At 70.6% G+C, this 17,908-nt stretch carries 17 protein-coding genes and 1 tRNA gene; 10 read left to right on the top strand and 8 right to left on the bottom strand.

Translation table 11 applies throughout. From position 1 onward, the window contains the following. Positions 1–19 precede the first annotated feature (19 nt). The 9 genes from G9272_RS36380 (at position 20) to G9272_RS36420 (ending at position 8,146) form a co-directional block, all read left to right on the top strand. Positions 20–1,570, top strand: coding sequence for an aldehyde dehydrogenase family protein (locus G9272_RS36380; RefSeq protein ID WP_171400467.1), 1,551 nt, complete (start codon positions 20–22; stop codon positions 1,568–1,570). Between the two features lie 137 nt (positions 1,571–1,707). Beyond that, positions 1,708–2,163 (top strand): MarR family winged helix-turn-helix transcriptional regulator, encoded by a 456-nt coding sequence (locus G9272_RS36385; RefSeq protein WP_171400468.1) that lies wholly within the window; start codon positions 1,708–1,710, stop codon positions 2,161–2,163. A gap of 143 nt (positions 2,164–2,306) precedes the next feature. After that, a tRNA-Leu gene (locus G9272_RS36390) sits at positions 2,307–2,391 on the top strand. Positions 2,392–2,823: 432 nt separating this feature from the next. Beyond that, entirely contained in the window at positions 2,824–3,990 is a 1,167-nt protein-coding gene (locus G9272_RS36395) for a sensor histidine kinase (protein ID WP_171400469.1), read from the top strand. Further along, positions 3,987–4,388: a roadblock/LC7 domain-containing protein gene (locus G9272_RS36400; protein ID WP_020125671.1), complete on the top strand. Its 402-nt coding sequence runs from the start codon at positions 3,987–3,989 to the stop codon at positions 4,386–4,388. The genes G9272_RS36395 and G9272_RS36400 overlap by 4 nt, the downstream gene beginning before the upstream one ends. After that, positions 4,385–4,762, top strand: a complete 378-nt coding sequence (locus G9272_RS36405; protein WP_171400470.1) for a DUF742 domain-containing protein — start codon at positions 4,385–4,387, stop codon at positions 4,760–4,762. Before G9272_RS36400 ends, G9272_RS36405 begins: the two co-directional genes overlap by 4 nt. Beyond that, complete coding sequence (locus G9272_RS36410; RefSeq protein WP_028806138.1) at positions 4,737–5,330, top strand: GTP-binding protein; 594 nt, start codon at positions 4,737–4,739, stop codon at positions 5,328–5,330. Before G9272_RS36405 ends, G9272_RS36410 begins: the two co-directional genes overlap by 26 nt. 8 nt (positions 5,331–5,338) lie before the next feature. Further along, a complete protein-coding gene (locus G9272_RS36415; protein WP_171400471.1) occupies positions 5,339–6,682 on the top strand; it encodes a cytochrome P450 in 1,344 nt (447 codons plus the stop codon). 222 nt (positions 6,683–6,904) lie between these two features. Beyond that, the gene (locus G9272_RS36420; protein WP_171400472.1) at positions 6,905–8,146 is read left to right on the top strand and encodes a tryptophan dimethylallyltransferase family protein; all 1,242 of its coding nucleotides are present in this window, start codon (positions 6,905–6,907) and stop codon (positions 8,144–8,146) included. A 300-nt stretch (positions 8,147–8,446) separates the two neighbouring features. Here G9272_RS36420 and G9272_RS36425 read toward each other — a convergent pair whose 3' ends face one another. The 8 genes from G9272_RS36425 to G9272_RS36460 all read right to left on the bottom strand — a co-directional run bounded on the left by G9272_RS36425 (position 8,447) and on the right by G9272_RS36460 (position 16,581). Continuing rightward, entirely contained in the window at positions 8,447–9,733 is a 1,287-nt protein-coding gene (locus G9272_RS36425; protein WP_171402328.1) for a flavin-containing monooxygenase, read from the bottom strand. Between the two features lie 188 nt (positions 9,734–9,921). Continuing rightward, positions 9,922–10,665 (bottom strand): GntR family transcriptional regulator, encoded by a 744-nt coding sequence (locus tag G9272_RS36430; RefSeq protein WP_253268056.1) that lies wholly within the window; start codon positions 10,663–10,665, stop codon positions 9,922–9,924. A 119-nt stretch (positions 10,666–10,784) separates the two neighbouring features. Next, positions 10,785–11,786, bottom strand: coding sequence for a proline racemase family protein (locus G9272_RS36435; RefSeq protein ID WP_171400473.1), 1,002 nt, complete (start codon positions 11,784–11,786; stop codon positions 10,785–10,787). A gap of 40 nt (positions 11,787–11,826) precedes the next feature. Then, positions 11,827–12,768: a dihydrodipicolinate synthase family protein gene (locus G9272_RS36440; protein WP_171400474.1), complete on the bottom strand. Its 942-nt coding sequence runs from the start codon at positions 12,766–12,768 to the stop codon at positions 11,827–11,829. Positions 12,769–12,802: 34 nt separating this feature from the next. Next, a complete protein-coding gene (locus G9272_RS36445) occupies positions 12,803–14,209 on the bottom strand; it encodes an NAD(P)/FAD-dependent oxidoreductase (RefSeq protein ID WP_171400475.1) in 1,407 nt (468 codons plus the stop codon). After that, positions 14,202–14,531, bottom strand: coding sequence for a (2Fe-2S)-binding protein (locus tag G9272_RS36450; protein WP_171400476.1), 330 nt, complete (start codon positions 14,529–14,531; stop codon positions 14,202–14,204). Before G9272_RS36450 ends, G9272_RS36445 begins: the two co-directional genes overlap by 8 nt. After that, entirely contained in the window at positions 14,528–15,709 is a 1,182-nt protein-coding gene (locus G9272_RS36455) for an NAD(P)/FAD-dependent oxidoreductase (protein ID WP_171400477.1), read from the bottom strand. The genes G9272_RS36450 and G9272_RS36455 overlap by 4 nt, the downstream gene beginning before the upstream one ends. A gap of 77 nt (positions 15,710–15,786) precedes the next feature. Then, complete coding sequence (locus G9272_RS36460) at positions 15,787–16,581, bottom strand: hypothetical protein (RefSeq protein WP_171402330.1); 795 nt, start codon at positions 16,579–16,581, stop codon at positions 15,787–15,789. A 461-nt stretch (positions 16,582–17,042) separates the two neighbouring features. Between G9272_RS36460 and G9272_RS36465 the strand changes: the two genes are divergently transcribed. Further along, a complete protein-coding gene (locus G9272_RS36465) occupies positions 17,043–17,747 on the top strand; it encodes a nucleotidyltransferase domain-containing protein (protein WP_171400478.1) in 705 nt (234 codons plus the stop codon). Positions 17,748–17,908: the final 161 nt, after the last annotated feature.

The raw sequence follows: 17,908 nt of genomic DNA on the forward strand, positions 1-17,908 counted from the left end.
CGAGAGCGGAGCAGCCCAAATGGCAACCACCCTCACCCTCAAATCCGGAACCTCCTGGCCCGACACCTGGCAGCGGTGCCTCTCCGTCGCCCCCGAGGCCTTCCGCGACGACCGTGTCCTCAACCTCTGGAACGCCTCCTGGCAGGCCGACGGCCGTACGCTGCCGGCCACCAGCCCGGTCGACGGCAGCCCGATCGCCGGCCCGCCCCGACTGGACGGGGTCACCGCCCACCAAGCCGTCCGCGCCGGCCTGGACCAGCACCGCGCCTGGCGGCACGTCCCGCTGGAGGAGCGGCGCGCCCGCATCGCCGCCACCCTCGACGCCCTCGCCGAACACCGCGAACTCCTCGCCGTCCTCCTCGTCTGGGAGATCGGCAAGCCCTGGCGGCTCGCGCAGGCCGATGTCGACCGGGCCGTCGACGGCGTGCGCTGGTACGTCGACGGCATCGAACCCATGCTGGACGGGCGGGCACCGCTGGACGGCCCGGTATCCAACATCGCGAGCTGGAACTACCCGATGAGCGTGCTCGTTCACGCATTGCTGGTACAGGCACTGGCAGGCAACGCGGTCATCGCCAAGACCCCGACCGACGGCGGTGTCGCCACTCTGACACTGGCCTGTGCGCTCGCCGCACGCGAGGGCGTCCCGATCACCCTCGTCAGCGGCAGCGGCGGCGAGCTGTCCCAGGCGCTGGTCCGGGCGCCCGAGATCGGCTGTGTCTCCTTCGTCGGCGGCCGCGACACCGGCGCCGCGGTGGCCACGGCCGTCGCCGACCTCGGCAAGCGACACATACTCGAACAGGAAGGACTCAACACCTGGGGCATCTGGAACTACTCGGACTGGGACACCCTCTCCGCGGTCGTGCCCAAGCTCTTCGACTACGGCAAACAACGGTGCACGGCGTACCCGCGATTCGTCGTCCAGCGCGCCCTGTTCGACGAGTTCCTGGCGGCATACCTCCCGGCGGTGCGCACGCTGACCCTCGGGCACCCGCTCGCCGTGGACAAGCGTGACGACCCGTATCCCCGGCTGGACTTCGGACCGGTGATCAACGCGGCCAAGGCCAAGGAACTGCACGACCAGATCGCCGAGGCCATCGACCGGGGCGCGGTCCCGCTGTACCGCGGCAGGCCGGCCGAGGCCCGTTTCCTGCCCGGCCAGGACACCTCGGCGTACGTCCAGCCCGTCACGCTCCTCGGACCACCGCCGTCCTCTCCGCTGCACCACGCGGAGCCGTTCGGGCCGGTCGACACCATCGTCCTGGTCGACACCGAGGCGGAGCTGCTGGCCGCCATGAACGCGTCCAACGGCGCACTCGTCGCCACGCTGTCCACGGACGACCGGAGCACCTACGACCGGCTGGCCCCGCAGATCCGCGCGTTCAAGGTCGGCCACGGCACAGCCCGCTCCCGCGGGGACCGCGACGAGCTCTTCGGCGGTTTCGGCGCGTCCTGGCGGGGCGCGTTCGTCGGCGGGGAGCTGCTGGTGCGCGCGGTGACACAGGGGCCGGCGGGGGAGAGGCTGCCCGGGAACTTCCCGGACTACCAGCTGATGCCCTCTGTCGGCTGATGCCCCGACCGCACACGTCCGGCCGGGTCCCGCAGGTCAGGGCAGGTCCGGCAGGTCGGGCCAGGGGAGCGTCCCCACGGTTCGATCATCAGTGCAGCGGACGATCAGTGGTTGGTACGGACCGATATTCTCGGGGCATGGTGAGTGATCGAGAAGCGCAGTCCGGGCCCCAGGAGTACCGGCTCGGCCACCTCCTCCAGCACGCACAGGCCAAACTGGCCAGGAAGTCCGCGGAAGCACTCGTCCCGTACGGGGTCGACGGCCGCGAGTTGGCGGTCCTGGTCGTGCTCGCCGATGAAGAAACGTTGTCGCAGGCCGAGGCGGCGGGCCGGCTCGGCGTCGATCGCACCACGATGGTGGCGCTCGTCGACGGCCTGGAGGACCACGGCCTGGTGGAACGGCGGCGCGACCCTCAAGACCGCCGCCGGAACATCGTCCGGCTCACGGACGCCGGTCTGGTCTGCCTGGAGCGGGCCGAGGAGGCGCGCCGGGCCGCGGAGCGCCGGTTCCTCGCCCCGCTGGACGAGCAGGCGGCGGCCGCGTTGCTGCGGGCGCTGCGGATGCTCGTCGTCGAGGAGCCGACGGTGAAGTGATCGTCCGGTCACCCGGTGTGAGGTGCCCGCGCGGCGGTCCCGTCACCCGTGCGGCCAGCGGATATGCAGGTGAGAGGCACCGCGAAAGCTTGGTATTGTTGTGCCTGTCGCCGCGGGGAGAACTCACGCAGCGGCAACACCTTGTCCGGGTGGCGGAATGGCAGACGCGCTAGCTTGAGGTGCTAGTGCCCTTTATCGGGCGTGGGGGTTCAAGTCCCCCCTCGGACACTCTCACTCTCCGTACCGAGCGACTTCCGCTCGGTGAGCGGCCAATTGCCCGCATTCGGCGTTCTGCCGGATGCGGGTTTTGTTGTTTCCGTAACCCTTGGCTCCGGAATGTCGCGGAAGCCCGTTTATCGGTTGTCCCGTCGGGCTGTGCGCCATCCCGCTTGCGGGGTCACTTCCCGGTCACTCCGCCGTTGCTTGCCGGCATCGCTGACGATCCGTCAATGTTCACCTCAGTCAGCATATTGACGGTCTGTGACTCCATCTTGTGGTGATACGATCACGCTCGCTTGTAGAGCGGGCGGATGGGTGCAAGACGACATCTCCGACTACGGGGACAGTCCGGGCGGTCACCCGTCAATGCGGGCGGTCCGCCGGTCCACCCGCGTTGACGGGAATTCAGCAACTGGCCGTCAGTCGCCTGAAGAGAGTCTTATGACGCATTACATACAGAACCCGGTACTCTGGGCTCTCCTCGTGGCCGTACTCGTCGCAGTCGCCCTCATTGTTCGCCAGCGCAGGGCGGCGCGTGCCTTGAGGCAGGAGATCGCGGGGCTCAGGTCTCACTACTCCGCGTTGGAAAACGAGTACGCGCAATCCGTAGAGGCAGCTCAGGAACAAGCCGAAGAGGCTACGAAAACGGTCCTCAAGTCCGCGATGCGGACCCTTCAGGGCCTTGCCGCGGAACAGCAGTTGATTGTTTCCCGGCTTCAGAACAAATATGGCGAGTCGGTCATCCTCCAGGACCTCCTGGAGATCGACCACACGAACTCGCAGTTCGGTCGGCGGGCCCAGTCCATCGCCGTTCTCTGCGACGGCTGGCTGGGGCGCGCACGTGATGTCGCGTCCGTGTACGACGTGGTACGCAGTGCGCAGGGCAGGGTTCGCCATTACCGGCGGGTGGAAATTCTCTCGCAGGTCGACTTCGGCATCACGAGCCGTGCGGTCGAACCGGTCGCACTGGCCCTCGCCGAACTGCTCGACAACGCCACGAGCTATTCCAGCCCGGACACCGTCGTCGAAATCAACATTCGTACCGTGCCCAAGGGTATTTGCATCGTCGTCGACGACGCCGGTGTCGGTATGAATGACGAAGAGCGCGCCCGTGCCGACAAACTCCTGTCGAGCCAGCGGGTCTCGGGTGTTTCCGCACTCGGCAACCCGCCGCAGTTCGGTTTCGCGGTGATCGGTGTGCTCAGCGAGCGCTTCGGCTTCGAGGTGTCGGTGGACTCCACCTCCCCCTACGGAGGCGTCCGGGCGGTCCTCCTCCTGCCGCACGACCTGCTCACCAACGCGCCCGAGCAGAAGGAACCGGCTCCGGTCGTTCCCGCCGCCGCCGCCCCGGCCCGCAGCGGCCCCGAAGGCGGGCTTTCCACCAGCACCACCGCCGACGGCCTGCCGAAGCGGCGTCGCAAGCGGCCCATGGCCATCGTGCCCGGCAGTGCGTCCGCGTCCACTCCCGCCCGCACGGGCGCCGAGACGGCGGCGATCATGGGCGCCTTCCAGCGAGGCACCCAGTCGGGCCGGGCCACGCCTGCGAGTCCCGCGGAAAAGTCGAGCAGCACCCGTGGTGCTGGCAGCGAAGGGCATGAGGTCTCGTGAACGACGATCTGTCATGGATGCTTGACAGTGCCTTGGAGATACCTGGGGCCCTGCACGCAGTCCTGATCTCCGCGGACGGCCTGCTGATGGCGCGGACGCAGGACTTCGACAAGGACGACGCGGACCGGGTGGCCGCCGCGATGAGCGGTGTGCAGTCGCTCAGCCGCTCGCTCGCGTTCTTCTGCGAGGACCCGCAGATGGGGTGGCGTCAGACGCTGGTCGAGTTCGACGGGGGATGGGTCTTCCTGATCTCCGCCGGCGAGGGTGCCTACCTCGGCGTCTCCGCCTCGCCGGACGTCGACATGGCGGACATCACCTTCCGGATGCAGCAGCTCGTCGGCCAGCTCGGCAAGGCGCTGACGACACCGCCGCGCGAGAACCTCGGCGCGCGGTCATGAACGGCTTCGACGAACTGGAGCCGCAGACGCCGGAGTTAGTGCGTCCGTACGTCATCACCAAGGGACGCGGGCTGCCCGACGAAGGGCAGATCTCCCTCATCACCCTGGTCACGGCGGCCGCCGATCACGAGCAGCGGCCGACCCGTCTGTCCCCCGAGGAACAGAACCTGTTGGACCTGTGCTCGGCCGGCTACCTGTCGGTCGCCGAGATCGCCGGGCACACCCAACTCCCCCTGGGCGTGGTGAAGATCCTCCTCGCCGCCCTCACCGAAGGCGGCTACCTCATCACCCGCCCGCCCGTGCAGCGGGCTCCGCTCGCCGACCGGGACATCCTGGAGGAGGTGCTGAATGGTCTCAGGGCCAAGTTTGGATGAGCAGGCCTACGTCCGCGACGGGGCCACGCAGACGGCGGTGAAGATCCTCGTCGTCGGTCACTTCGCGGTCGGCAAGACCACGTTCATCGGAGCGATCTCCGAGATCGAGCCGCTGACCACCGAGGAGACGATGACTCGGGCAGCCGAGTCGGTCGACGACCTCAAGGGAGTCCAGGGCAAGACCACCACCACGGTCGCCATGGACTTCGGCCGTCTGACCATCAGCGACCGTGTCGTGCTGTACCTGTTCGGAACGCCGGGCCAGCAGCGTTTCGTGCAGATGTGGGAGGACATGGCGCGCGGTGCCCTCGGCGCGCTGGTGCTCGTGGACCCCGAGCGGCTCGCGGACTCCTTCGCCGTGATCGACCTGATCGAGCAGTACGGACTCGACTACGCCATCGCCGTCAACCACTTCGACGGCGCCCCCCTGCGGGACGAGATGGCTCTGCGCGACGCACTGGATTTGCTCGACGACACCCCCGTCGTCACCTGCGACGCGCGAGACGAGCGGTCGTCGGCGGATGCGCTGATCACCCTCGTCCGCCACCTCCAGGACCGTGCACACTAGGAGCAGACATGGACCAACCCACCGCACCCGTGCCCCCGCCCGGGTGCCCGGCGCATCAGGCCGGCGGCAAAGTGCCGCTGTACGGGACGGAGTTCGCCGCCGACCCGCAGGCCTACTACACCTACCTGCGCCACTTCGGGCCGACCGCGCCGGTCGAACTCGCTCCGGGCGTCGAGGCGACCCTCATCACGGACTACGCCTTCGCCCTCCAACTGCTCCAGGACTCCGGCGCGTTCCGCAAGGACGCGCGCCGCTGGCGTGACCTCAACGAAGGACAGGTCCCCCCGGACAGCCCGGTCGTGCCCCTGCTGTCGTACCGGCCCAACGCCATGTTCAGTGACGGCGCCGAGCACCTGAGGCTCCGTCAGGCGATCACGGACAGCATGGCGCGCGTCGACTCGCGCAAACTGAGCCGGACCACCGAGCAGGTCTCCAACTACCTGATCTCGCAGTTCGGTTCGCGCGGCTCGGCCGACCTGCTCGGCGACTACGCCAAGCAGCTGCCGCTCTTCGTGTTCAACGAACTCTTCGGCTGCACCGCCGACATCGGCGACCGCGTCGTGTTCGGCATCACCGGCATGTTCGACGGCGTGAACGCCGAGCAGGCGGTCGGAGTCATGTTCGGGGCCATCGGCGAACTGGTGGCCCTCAAGCGGGCCAAGCCGGGCGACGACGTCCCTTCCTGGCTGATGGAACATCAGGCCAAGCTCACCGACGAGGAGTTGGTCCACCAGATCGCGCTCCTGCTGGTGGCCGGCAACGAGCCGCTGCGCAACCTCATAGGCAACACCCTGCACCGGCTGCTCACCCACGACGCGTACGCCCACCAGGGCGGTCTGATCGACGAGGCGATCGACGACACGCTGTGGGAGAACCCGCCGATGCAGAACCTCGCGCCGCACTACCCGGCGTCCGACATGGAGTTCGCCGGTCAGAAGCTGCACGCCGGTGACCTGGTCATGGTCAGCTTCGCCGCGGCCAACACCGGCCCGGCACTGACGGCGGCCCGCCAGGCGGGCAGCAACCGCGCCCACCTGGCGTGGAGCGCGGGCCCGCACGCCTGCCCGTCCAAGGAGCCGGCCCGGCAGATCACCGTGACGGCCATCGAGAACCTGCTCAACAGGCTTCCGGACGTCGAACTCGCCGTACCGTCGGAGAGTCTGACGTGGCGGCCCGGTCCCTTCAACCGGGGTCTTACCGTGCTGCCCGCCAAGTTCACCCCGGTGCAGAACGTGCACAGGCCCGCCCCGGCACGCAAGGAAGCACCCGTGCGTCAGGAGCCGACCGCGACGGGAGGCAGGGGTGAACGCGGGGGTGTGTGGAGCCAGTTCCTCAACTGGCTGACGAGGTGATTCACGCAACATCCGTCAACTCTCCACCACTGCATGACGATTCAACCTCAGGGGTAGTGAGGAACGCGGCATTCCGTGTTGCTCACACACCAGAGGAGGTGTCGTGGACCACATATCCACCGACGCCGTTTTCATACAACATCCGACCGTCGTGCACCCCTTGATACCCGCCTCACCAGGCGGGTATCTTCTTGCCCGCCTATTCCCCGGAGGAGAGGCCCGATGACCGCCGTCGGTCCCGAGGCTCCGGGCGCTCCGGACCCGGAGACGCTCGGCGGTCACACGGCACGTCAGCTGCTGAGACTGGGCGAGATCGCGGGGCTGTCCGGAGCCGACTCCAAGGTCTACGCGCGCACACTCGTCGAGGCCTTGGGTCCCGTCGCGCAGCGGCCCCTGAAGCTGCCGCCGCCCAGCCGCAGCTTCCTCTCCGACGACCACACCCCGGTGGAGTTCTCCCTCTCCTGCGAACCGGGCGCGGCGCCGATCCTGCGGGTACTGCTGGAGCCGGGAGCCGGCGCCGGCGACCTGGTCGAAGAGGGCCGCACCGGTCTGCGGGTGCTGCGCGAGATGGGGCGGCGCTGGGGCTTCGCCACCGACCGGCTCGACGAGCTGGCGGACCTGTTCTTCCCGTCCTCACCGGAAGGCCCCCTGGCGCTGTGGTGCGCGCTGGAGCTGCGTCCTGGTGGCGTCCCCAAGGTCAAGGCCTATCTGAATCCTGCGGCATCCGGGGAGAGACGTGCCGCCAAAACGGTACGGAAGGCGTTAAAACGACTCGGGTACCGGGAGGCGTTCGACGCGCTGCCCGAAGGTGACCGTCACCTGTTCTTCGCCCTGGACCTGGGCGACTGGACGGATCCACGGGCCAAGGTCTACCTCGCGCACCATGACCTGTCGGCGGCAGAGGCGTGCACCCTGTCCCGTATGGACGGCGGGCCCGGCCGCGCGGAGATCGAGGAGTTCTTCCGCATCGCGGCCGGGCCCGACACCGACGGCGACGCCGTCGGCCTCGGAGGTGGAGCGGGTGCCGGAGCCGGGGAGGGGGCCGGGGGAGGAGGGGAACCGCGGCTCGTGCGCCGGCCCGTCCAGACCTGCCATGCCTTCACCGACACGGGGAACGGTCTGCCGAGCGGATTCACCCTCTACATCCCGGTGCGGGACTACGCCCGGCACGACGGTGAGGCCCTGGACCGGGCGACGGCGCTGCTCGGCCACTACGGCATCGACCCGGCACCGGTGCTGCGCGCCTCCGCCGCCGTCACCTCGCGGCGGCCGGAGGACGGTGTGGGGCTGGTCGCCTACCTGGGCCTGGCCCATCAGCAGGGCCGTCAGCCCCGGGTCATGACCTACCTCTCCTCGGAGGCCTACGAGGTCCGGCCGCCGACGGCTGCGCTCCCCGCCGTTCCCCTGTCCGCCGCCGCCCTGTCCACCGTCTCTCTGCCTGCCGCGGCCGTGACCGGAGGGTAGTCGCCCGCCGAACCTGCGGGATCAGCGCCGTCCACAGACCGCGGGGACCCCGTACAGCGGGGTACCTGTAAAACACCGGCACCCGTAGAACAGGCACCCGTAGAACAGCGGCATCCGCAGAACCAGCGGTACAACAGCACCCGCGGAACAGAACCTCGGGGGGAGCCGTACGCCGACGTCGTCGAACCGCTCCCCTCGTCCCACGAGAAGTGCACGCGTGAGCCGCCCAGACCGCCCGGGCGGCCTCTCGGCGCATGACGCCGGCTCCGGTGCCTGACCCGCATCGTCGCTGACGGATCGTCACTCGTTGCGTAGTTCCTCCAGGTAAGGCGCCACATCGACTTGGATCGACGCGCCCTGCGTCTGGCCGTACTGGCCGGCGATGCCCCCCAGATATGTGCCGATCTCCTTGCGCATGACGTCCGGCTCCGGCAGGGTCGCCTTGCCGGCGACGACCCGGGCGACCCATCGCGCCTGAGCCTCCACGAGCCGGGTGATGGAGCCGTGTGGGCGGACCAGGCCGATGAAGTGCAGACCGGGATGGTCGGGCGCGACCACCCGCTTGTACAGCTCGACCGAGCCCTGCGGGCCGATCGGGCAGCCCGGCGGCAGGAAGGGATAGGCCATCCGGTACCCGGTGCAGTAGACGATCACGTCGGCGGGCACCGATGTGCCGTCGGCGAAGACCACCCGGCCGTCGTCGACGAAGTCGATCGCGGGCTTGGGGACGACCCCGCCGTGGCGTATGCGGGTGAGGATCTCGTCGGAGATGGTCACGGCCGAGGCGAAGACCGGGTGGTCCGGCTCGGGCAGGCCGTAGTCCGAGAGCTTGCCGCGGGCGACGAGCAGGGCCTGCTCGATGAACCGGCGCTGCTCCGCCAGGGACATGGTCGTCCACCACGGTGCCTCGGCGACGTCGTCCAGGGGTATGCCGAAGAGCTGCTTGGGCAGGATGTGCAGGCCTCGGCGCACGGAGAGGACGGTCTGCGCTGCGTACCGGGAGAGGTCGGCGGCGATGTCCACCGCCGAGGCGCCGAGCCCCACGACGACGACATTCCGTCCCGCGTAGTCGCTGCCGTCACGGTAGTCCAGCGCGTGGAGAATCGTTCCATTGAAGGTCTCGGAACCCGGCACGGGAGCGGGCAGGACCGGCTCGGTGTTGTGCCCCGAGGCGACGATCACCTGGGTGAAGTCCCGTGTGGTGCGCGTGCCCTGGGCATCCCGGCTGACGACCGTCCAGGAACCGTCGGCCGTCCGGCGCACCGACTCGACGGTCGTCTCCAACTCGATGTGGTCCAGCAGGCCGGCCCACTCGGCGAAGGAGCGCAGGTAGTCGGCGAGTTGGCTGTGCCGGGGGTAGACGGGATACCCGGCCGGCATCGGATGGTCGGCGTAACCGGTGAGCTGCTTGTTGGTGTTGAGGTGGAGCGACAGGTAGCCCGGACCGCGTTCGCCGGCCCCCGGCTGCCGCCAGAGCCCGCCGACGTCGGATGCCTTCTCGAGGCAGACGAAGTCGAGGCCCTCGGACTTCAGGGCGTGCGCCATGGCCAGCCCGGACAGACCCGCACCGATCAGACACAGGCTCACACGTTCCCCCACGGAATCGACACCATCCTTTCGCGCACGGGCAGTTGAATGCCCGTTCGGCACTCTCTCCACGCGCCGCGCACCAGCGACAAGGATCACAGGCGAGATCTCCGGGCCGAGGTGGCGGGAGGAAGGGGGACGGGTAGCGGGGACGTCGTGGGGCGAGCCGCCCACTCCGGGGCGAGTCGCTACTCGCGAGCGGAGGCCCACAGCCCCCGCACATGCCCCAGATGGCGTGTCATGACCGCGTGCACGACCCGCTCGTCGCGGGACAGCAGGGCGTCCAGCAGCTCAAGGTGCTCTTCGGCGGAGGCCAGCAGACGGCCCGAGGCGGAGAGCGCGGTCAGGCCGTACAGCCGCGCCCGGCCGCGCAGTTCGCGGACGACCTCGACCAGGTGGGCGTTGCCGGCCAGTGCGAGCAGGCCCAGGTGGAACCGGGTGTCGGCCTCGACGTAGGCGATGAGGTCGCCCGCCACCGCCGCGGCGACGATCTCCCGGGCGGCCGGCCGCAGCGCCTCCAGGGACACCGGGTCGGCGGTCGTCGACAGCGCCACCACCGTGGGGATCTCGATGAGGGCGCGGACGTGGGTGTACTCGTCCAACTGCTGGTCGGAGACCTCGGTGACCCGGAACCCCTTGTTCGGGACGGCATCGACCAGGCCCTCCTTCGCCAGGTCGAGCATCGCCTCGCGCACGGGTGTCGCCGAGACACCGAAGCGGGCGGCCAGGGTCGGCGCCGAGTAGACCTCGCCGGGCAGCAGTTCACCCGCGATCAGCGCGGCCCGCAGGGCATCGGCGACCCGCTCGCGGTAGCTGCTCCGCCGACCGCCGAGCACGGGGAGGGTGGGTGCCGATGCGGGTGTCGACGCGGGTGTGGCGGGTGCGTCGGGTACGGCGGGTGTCTGGCTGCTGGTGGGCCGGGCGGCGGCCATGGTGGGTCTCCTCGGTGCGGACTGTGCCATCTCACTCTGAACCAGTGCACTGTGCCATGTCACGTCTCACCCCTGCCTGCGACGCCTGCTGCCTACGACGTCGGCCGGCTGCGGTGTCGTCAGAGTACGAAGCCCGCCGGGAACGGGTCCGTCGGGTCCAGAAGGTACTGGGCCGTCCCCGTGATCCAGGCACGGCCGGTGAAACTGGGCAGTACCGCCGGGCGGCCGGCGACTTCCGTCGTGCCGAGGAGCCGGCCCGTGAAGCGGGTGCCGATGAAGGACTCGTTGACGAACTCGGTGTGCAACGGCAGTTCACCCCGCGCGTGCAGTTGCGCCATGCGGGCGCTCGTCCCCGTACCGCAGGGCGAGCGGTCGAACCAGCCAGGGTGGATGGCCATCGCGTGCCGGGAATGACGGGCGGTGGCACCGGGTGCGTACAGGTGGACGTGGTGACAGCCACGGATGGAGGGGTCTTCGGGGTGTACCGGCTCCTGCTCGGAGTTGATCACCTCCATGAGTGACAGGCCGGCGCGCAGGATGTCGTCCTTGCGTGCGCGGTCGAAGGGCAGCCCGAATTCCTCCAGCGGCAGGATCGCGTAGAAGTTGCCGCCGTACGCCAGGTCGTACGTCACCGTACGGCCGTCGGGCAGCGTGGCTCTGCGATCCAGCGCGACCGCGAAGGAGGGGACGTTCCGCAAGGTCACGGATGTGGCCGCGCCGTCCTCGACCGCCACCTCGGCGACGACGGGCCCGGCCGGGGTGTCCAGCCGGATGGTGGTGACCGGTTCGACGACCTCGACCATGCCCGTCTCTACGAGTACCGTCGCCACCCCGATCGTGCCGTGCCCGCACATCGGCAGATAGCCCGAGACCTCGATGTAGAGGACGCCCCAGTCGCAGTCCGGTCGGGTGGACGGCTGGAGGATCGCGCCGCTCATGGCGGAGTGGCCCCGCGGCTCGTTCATCAGCAACTGCTTGATGTCGTCGCGGTGTTCACGGAAATAGAGCCGCCGCTCGTTCATCGTCGCGCCGGGGATGGTCCCGACCCCACCGGTGATCACCCGGGTGGGCATGCCCTCGGTGTGCGAGTCGACGGCGTGCAGGACGAGCTTGCTGCGCACGAAGTCCCCTACTCCCTTTCGAAGTTGAGCGGTTCGGTCATTACGCCAGACCGGCCGCGACGGCCTTCTCGGTGGACGCGCGGACGGCCGCCTCGTGGTCCGGCAGCAGCGGGACCCGTGGTGGGCGGCAGCCACCGCCGTGGCGCCCCACGACGTCCATCGAGAGTTTGATCGCCTGGACGAACTCCACCCGCGAGTCCCAGCGCAGCAGCGGGTGAAGCTGACGGTAGAGGGGGAGCGCGGTGGTGAGATCACCGGCGACGGCCGCCCGGTACAGCTCCACCGAGGACCTCGGCAGCGCGTTGGGGTATCCGGCCACCCAGCCCTTGGCGCCGGCCACGGCCAGTTCCAGCAGCACATCGTCGGCACCGATCAACAGGTCCAGCTCCGGCGCGAGTTCGGCGATCCGGTAGGCGCGGCGGACGTCGCCCGAGAACTCCTTGACGCCTTGGACATGGCCCTCGCCGTGCAGCCGGGCCAGCAGTTCGGGGACGAGGTCGACCTTGGTGTCGATCGGGTTGTTGTACGCCACGACCGGCAGACCCGCCCCGGCGACCTCCGCGTAGTGGGCCACGACGGCTCGCTCGTCCGCGCGGTAGGCGTTGGGCGGGAGCAGCATCACCGCCGCGCAGCCCGCTTCGGCCGCCTGCTCGGTCCAACGGCGGGCCTCCGCCGAGCCGTAGGCGGCGACGCCGGGCATCACCCGGTCCCCGCCGATCGCGGCCACCGCGGTCTCCACCACCCTGGCGCGCTCCTCGGGCGTGAGTACCTGGTACTCGCCCAGGGAGCCGTTGGGTACGACGCCGTCACAGCCGTTCGCCACCAGCCAGGCGCAGTGCTCGGCGTACCGGTCGTAGTCGACGGAGAGGTCGTCGCGGAGCGGGATCGCGGTGGCGACGAGGACGCCATGCCAGGGGCGGTGTGGGGAGGTGACGGGAGCAGGGGGAGTGGTGGGGGCGGTGTGGGCGGTGGAGGCGGCCATGCGGCGAGTCCCTTCGTGTGTGGCGTGTGACATATCACTGTGGGGCCGTGGGATCGGCCGGGGCGGCGAGCACCCCCAGGGGTACGGGGCGGGCCAGCAGTCGTCGTGCCGGAGTGAGCGTGCAGCCCGCGACACCGGCCACTCCGGGCTCGCACATGCGGCCCTGGCACCAGCCCATTCCGGCCCGGGTCAGCAGCTTCACGGTGCGCAGGTCACCCGCGCCGAGCGCGCCGACGGCCTCGCGGACGGCGCCGGCGGTGACCTCCTCGCAGCGGCACACGACCGTCTCGTCGGTGACCTGCTCCGTCCACCGGACGGGCCGGGCGGCATACGCGGCGTCCAGTGCCGCGAAGAACGACCGCAGCCGGGTACGGGCCCGCGCGGCCGGGGCCCACTCCCGCGGGTCGGGGACGGTGTCCGTCAGCCTTGCCGCCGCCGACCGTCCGGCGATGTGCCCCTCGGCGAGCGACAACGCCGAGCCGCCGATCCCCGTGGCCTCGCCGGCGGCCCAGACGCCGGGGACGTCGGTGCGCTGTTCGTCGTCGACGCGAACGCTCGGCCCGTCGAGGCGGCAGCCGAGCCCCTCCGCGAGGTCGGTGTGCGGCAGCAGGCCGTGGCCTACGGCGAGGGTGTCGCAGGCGATACGTCGTTGTGTGCCGGGCGCCGGTCGGCCTTCGGAGTCCAGCGCGGCGACGGTGACGGCCTCCAGCCGCTCGGTACCGTGCGCCTCCACCACAACATGACGGGTCATCACTGAAACGCGCTGACGCAGGAGTTGGGCCGCGCACACGGCCCCCTCTGCGAGCTTCGCGGGGGCGCCTGCCCAGGTCCGCGCCCGACGTGTGAAATCCCTCGGACCGGCCGACTCCACCAGGGCGACGACCTGGGCGCCCGCAGCCGCGAGGCCGGTGGCGACGGGGAGCAGCAGAGGGCCCGTGCCGGCCACGACCGCCGTACGGCCGGGCAGGACGAGCCCGCCCTTCAGCAGTGCCTGGGCGCCGCCCGCGGTGACCACGCCGGGCAGTGTCCAGCCGGAGAACGGCAGGACCTTCTCGTAGCCGCCGGTCGCCAGCAACACCCCGTCGGCGCGGACCGCGACGGACTCCTCCTGCTCCGGACCGATCAGCGCGTGCACGGAGAACCCGCTCGATTTCCTTTCCACGCACCACACATGACGATCACTCAGGTGAGTGATGCGGCCGGCGGCGAGGTGGGTGTCGAGCCCGGCACGCAGTCGCTCCCAGGTGCGCCACTGGTGATGGAGGGCCTGTGGGCGCCGCGCGCCGAGCCCCTTCGCGGGCTGCCGATAGAACTGCCCGCCCGCCTCGGTGGCGGAGTCGATCAACACCACCCGCACGCCACGGGCAGCGGCTGCCAGGGCGCCGGCGAGGCCGGCCGGTCCCGCGCCGATCACCGCCAGCACCGGGCGGTGCTCAGTCATCGTGGCCCGTCCCCTCGTGACCCGCTCCCTCGTGGCCCGTCCCCACCTGCGTGCGGACGTCGGCGCCCGGCACGGCCGCTACCAGACAGGCCCGTTGGCCGGGGCGGCCGTCGACGGTCACCAGACAGTCGAAGCACACGCCGATCCCGCAGAAGACCCCGCGCGCACGCCCCTCGCCCCGCGTGGTGCGCCAGGCCGTGACGCCGGACGCCCACAGTGCGGCGGCGATCGTCTGACCGGGCAACGCCTCGATCTCCCGGCCGTCGAAGGTCACGGTGAACGGGGCGCCGGGGCGGGCCCGGGTCAGCTTCAGGGGGTTCACGGCGTGGCCTCCTCGGCGCAGCGGTCAAGGTGGTCGGGGCGGTCGAAGCGGTCGGGGCGGAACGGTGTCAGGTCCAGCTCCGGGCGTCGGCCGGTGAGGGTCTGCGCGATCAGGTGACCGGTGCCGGTCGCGAGCCCGATGCCCGCGCCCTCGTGCCCGCAGGCGTGGAACAGCCCGGGCACACGAGGGTCGGGCCCGACGGCGGGCAGATGGTCGGGCAGGTAGGGGCGGAAGCCGAGGTAGGTGCGCATCGCCCGTACGTGTTCCAGGAACGGGAACAGGCGCGTCGCGCCCGCCGCCAGGGCGCGTACGACCGGCAGCGAGAAGGACCGGTCGAAGCCGACCCGTTCACGGCTCGCGCCGATCAGCACGGGCCCGGCGGCGGTCCCCTCGACGACCGGTGAGGTGTGCAGGGCGGCCGAGTCGCTCGCCACGTCGGCCACGTAGTCGGCGGCGTACACCTTGTGCCGCACCCGGCGCGGCAGCGGTTCGGTGACCAGGACGAAGCCGCGGCGGGGGAGTACGGGCAGCCGGACCCCCGCCAGCGCGGCCACCTCGGCCCCCCAGGTCCCGGCCGCGTTCACCACGGCCGGCGCCAGGATGTCGCCCCGGTCGGTACGTACGCCCCGTACGGCACCGGCGGTGTCGCGCAGTACCCGTGTCACCGTGCGACCCGTCTCCAGACGCGCACCCGAGGCCCGTACGAGGTGGGCTGCGGCCAGGGTGGGCATCACCTGGGCGTCCTGCGGGTACAGCACGCCGCCCGCGAGACCGTGTGCCAAGTACGGCTCCAGTGCGTGGAGTTGATCCGCCTGGACATGGACCGCCGACACCCCGGCCGTGCGCTGTCCGGTCGCCAGATCCGTCAGGGCGGTGAGCGATTCGGGCGTGGAGGCGACGACGAGACCGCCCTTGGGTTCGTACTCGACGGCCGCGCCCAGCTCTTGAGCCAGCTCGCCCCACAACCGAGCCGACAGCAGGGCCAGTCGGAGTTCGGGTCCGGGCTCCTTGTCGGAGACGAGGAGATTCCCCTCACCCGCGCCGGTCGTGCCGCCGGCCACCGGACCCCGGTCGACCAGGATCACGTCCAGTCCGGCACGGGCCGCGTACAGCGCGCAGGCGGCACCCACCATGCCGGCGCCGACGACCACGACGTCACCGCTCGGTCGCTTGGTCACACCAGTAATATGTCACATAGTGCTGAGCGGAGGAAGAAGGCCGGAGCAGGGAGGCACACTCGGCCGAACCGGTGCGCTCAGTCGAACTCGCTGGGCTCCGGCGCCGGTGTACGGCCTTCCCGTACGTCCTTGAGTCGTGTGGTGCCGTGGCTGACCGCGTCCTCGGTGCTGTCGTGGTCCGCTCCGTCGGTACCGCCGTTGGTGACCGTGATCGCGTCGTCCCCGACCCGTACGACGGCGACGTCCAGGGTGAGGGTGACCGGGGTGCCGCCGGAGGGGCCGGCCACCGTCACGGTGAGGCCCTGCCGGGTGTCGCCGGCCTTGGGCAGGGAGGCCTCGACGACCTGCACGGTGCGGGTGGAGCCGTCGGAGGCGACCGCGTTGAACTGGTCGCACGCGGTCGGCAGGGTTTTGAGCCAGTCGAACGACTGGTCCAGGCTGGCCGGTTGGTAGGCGGCGACCTGGTAGAGCAGCCGGGAGTTGCCCTCGGTGAAGCCGGTGAGCGCCGACGGGCCGGGCGGGGGTCCCAGGAGGTCTTCGTCGTAGAGCCCGTCGAGCAGGCGCTGGCAGTCCGCCGCCTGCGTCTTGCCGGTGAGGAACTGGGCGGCGTCGACCGTGCCGATGAGCAGCCGGTTCCGCCAGCTGGCCGCGGTCTTCACCTGCGTCCAGTTGTCCTCGAGGTCTCCCGCGGTGATCAGCGCCGTCTGTGCGCCGGCCGAGGTGAGCGGAGTGATGGTGGGGGACGCGGTGGCGGTCCGTTCGCCGGCGGACGAGGTCGCGGTGCTCGCGTCGGTCGACGCGCTGTCGTCCCCGTCGTCGGAGCAGGCCGCCGTGGCGAGCAGCGTTCCGACGGCCAGGGCGACGGCCAGCACCCGGGTCGGACGGCCGGGACGCGTCGGCCCCGCCGGACCGGACGGCCCGGCGGGACGGGGTGGGGTGGACGGGCGGGACGACAGACGAGGGCTGGTCACGAATACCTCCTGAGGACGGTTCGGGGACGGGGCGGGGCGGGGCCGGTCCCCGCGTGGGCGCGCCCCGGGCGGGTTCCCGAGGGATTCCTCTCGTCGACCTGGGTGCTTGCCGGGCACCCCGTGGGCTCTACTGCTGCTACCTCTGCCCCTACACGGCACCACCGGCCGGGCCGCTCGACCAGCGCACTGATCCGTACGGGTGAAGCGGCGGGCGGGACGGGTCACGGGGTCGAGCACGGGCGGAGCAGGCCGTCCGGCCGGAAAATGCGAGGTGGGCCGGGCCGGAGCCGGGGCATCATGGCGGTCCTGCCACCCGGCCACGGGGGCGGATGATCACCATCAGGGAACGACCGGGGGCACCTGTGACCGTCACCAACATCCTGCTGTCCGGAATCGTCGGCTCGACCGCCTACGGGCTCGCCCACGAAGGCTCCGACGTGGACCGCCTCGGCATGTTCGCCGCCCCCACCGAGGACCTGCACGGCCTGCGCCGGCCGAAGGAGTCGCACGTCAGCACGGCACCCGACCGCACCCTGCACGAGGCCGCGAAGTGGTGCCGGCTGGCCCTCGGCGGCAACCCGACCGTGATGGAACTCGTCTGGCTGCCGGACGAGTTGTACGAGGTGCGGACCCCGCTCGGCAACGAACTCATCGCTCTCCGCGAGACGTTGCTCAGCGCCCGCCGGGTCCGGGACGCCTATCTCGGCTACGCCACGCAGCAGTTCCGGAGGCTGCGGAACCGCAGCGAAGGCCCCCTCACCGCGGACACCCGCAAACGAACCGCCAAACACGCCCGTCACCTCAAACGACTGTGCACCCAGGGCTACGAGCTGTATGCCACCGGCCGGTTGACGATCCGCGTCGACGACCCCGAGAGCTACCACAAGTTCGGTGAACAGGTCGCGGCCGATCCCGAAGCCGCGATGCCGCTGCTGCGCGGCTTCGAGGAGGCGTTCGCCGAGACGCGCAGCGTGCTGCCCGAACAGCCCGACGAGACGGCCGCCGACGCGTGGCTGCGCCGGGTGCGGAGGCAGTTCTACCCGGCGACGCAGGCCACGCCCGTGTGACCGACGGACGCCCTCCCGCCGCGCCGGGAGGCGGAGCCGCGCCGGGACAGCCGCGGGACGAGTGCGATAAATCGCGTGCGGAGCGGGCCCGTTCGCTCCTACACTCGCCAGGACCGAGCGCGGCCCACGACACGGGCAGCGCGGTACCGAGACGAACGAGG

The organism is Streptomyces asoensis, from assembly GCF_013085465.1.
GTDB classification, from domain to species: domain Bacteria; phylum Actinomycetota; class Actinomycetes; order Streptomycetales; family Streptomycetaceae; genus Streptomyces; species Streptomyces cacaoi_A.

Excerpts from the sequence above, each read along its gene's own strand:
- G9272_RS36440 (WP_171400474.1), bottom strand. The coding sequence starts at position 12,768 with ATGGCCGCCTCCACCGCCCACACCGCCCCCACCACTCCCCCTGCTCCC.
- G9272_RS36385 (WP_171400468.1), top strand. The coding sequence starts at position 1,708 with ATGGTGAGTGATCGAGAAGCGCAGTCCGGGCCCCAGGAGTACCGGCTC.
- G9272_RS36395 (WP_171400469.1), top strand. The coding sequence starts at position 2,824 with ATGACGCATTACATACAGAACCCGGTACTCTGGGCTCTCCTCGTGGCC.
- G9272_RS36380 (WP_171400467.1), top strand. The coding sequence starts at position 20 with ATGGCAACCACCCTCACCCTCAAATCCGGAACCTCCTGGCCCGACACC.
- G9272_RS36415 (WP_171400471.1), top strand. The coding sequence starts at position 5,339 with ATGGACCAACCCACCGCACCCGTGCCCCCGCCCGGGTGCCCGGCGCAT.
- G9272_RS36445 (WP_171400475.1), bottom strand. The coding sequence starts at position 14,209 with ATGACTGAGCACCGCCCGGTGCTGGCGGTGATCGGCGCGGGACCGGCC.
- G9272_RS36410 (WP_028806138.1), top strand. The coding sequence starts at position 4,737 with ATGGTCTCAGGGCCAAGTTTGGATGAGCAGGCCTACGTCCGCGACGGG.
- G9272_RS36430 (WP_253268056.1), bottom strand. The coding sequence starts at position 10,665 with ATGGCCGCCGCCCGGCCCACCAGCAGCCAGACACCCGCCGTACCCGAC.
- G9272_RS36405 (WP_171400470.1), top strand. The coding sequence starts at position 4,385 with ATGAACGGCTTCGACGAACTGGAGCCGCAGACGCCGGAGTTAGTGCGT.
- G9272_RS36420 (WP_171400472.1), top strand. The coding sequence starts at position 6,905 with ATGACCGCCGTCGGTCCCGAGGCTCCGGGCGCTCCGGACCCGGAGACG.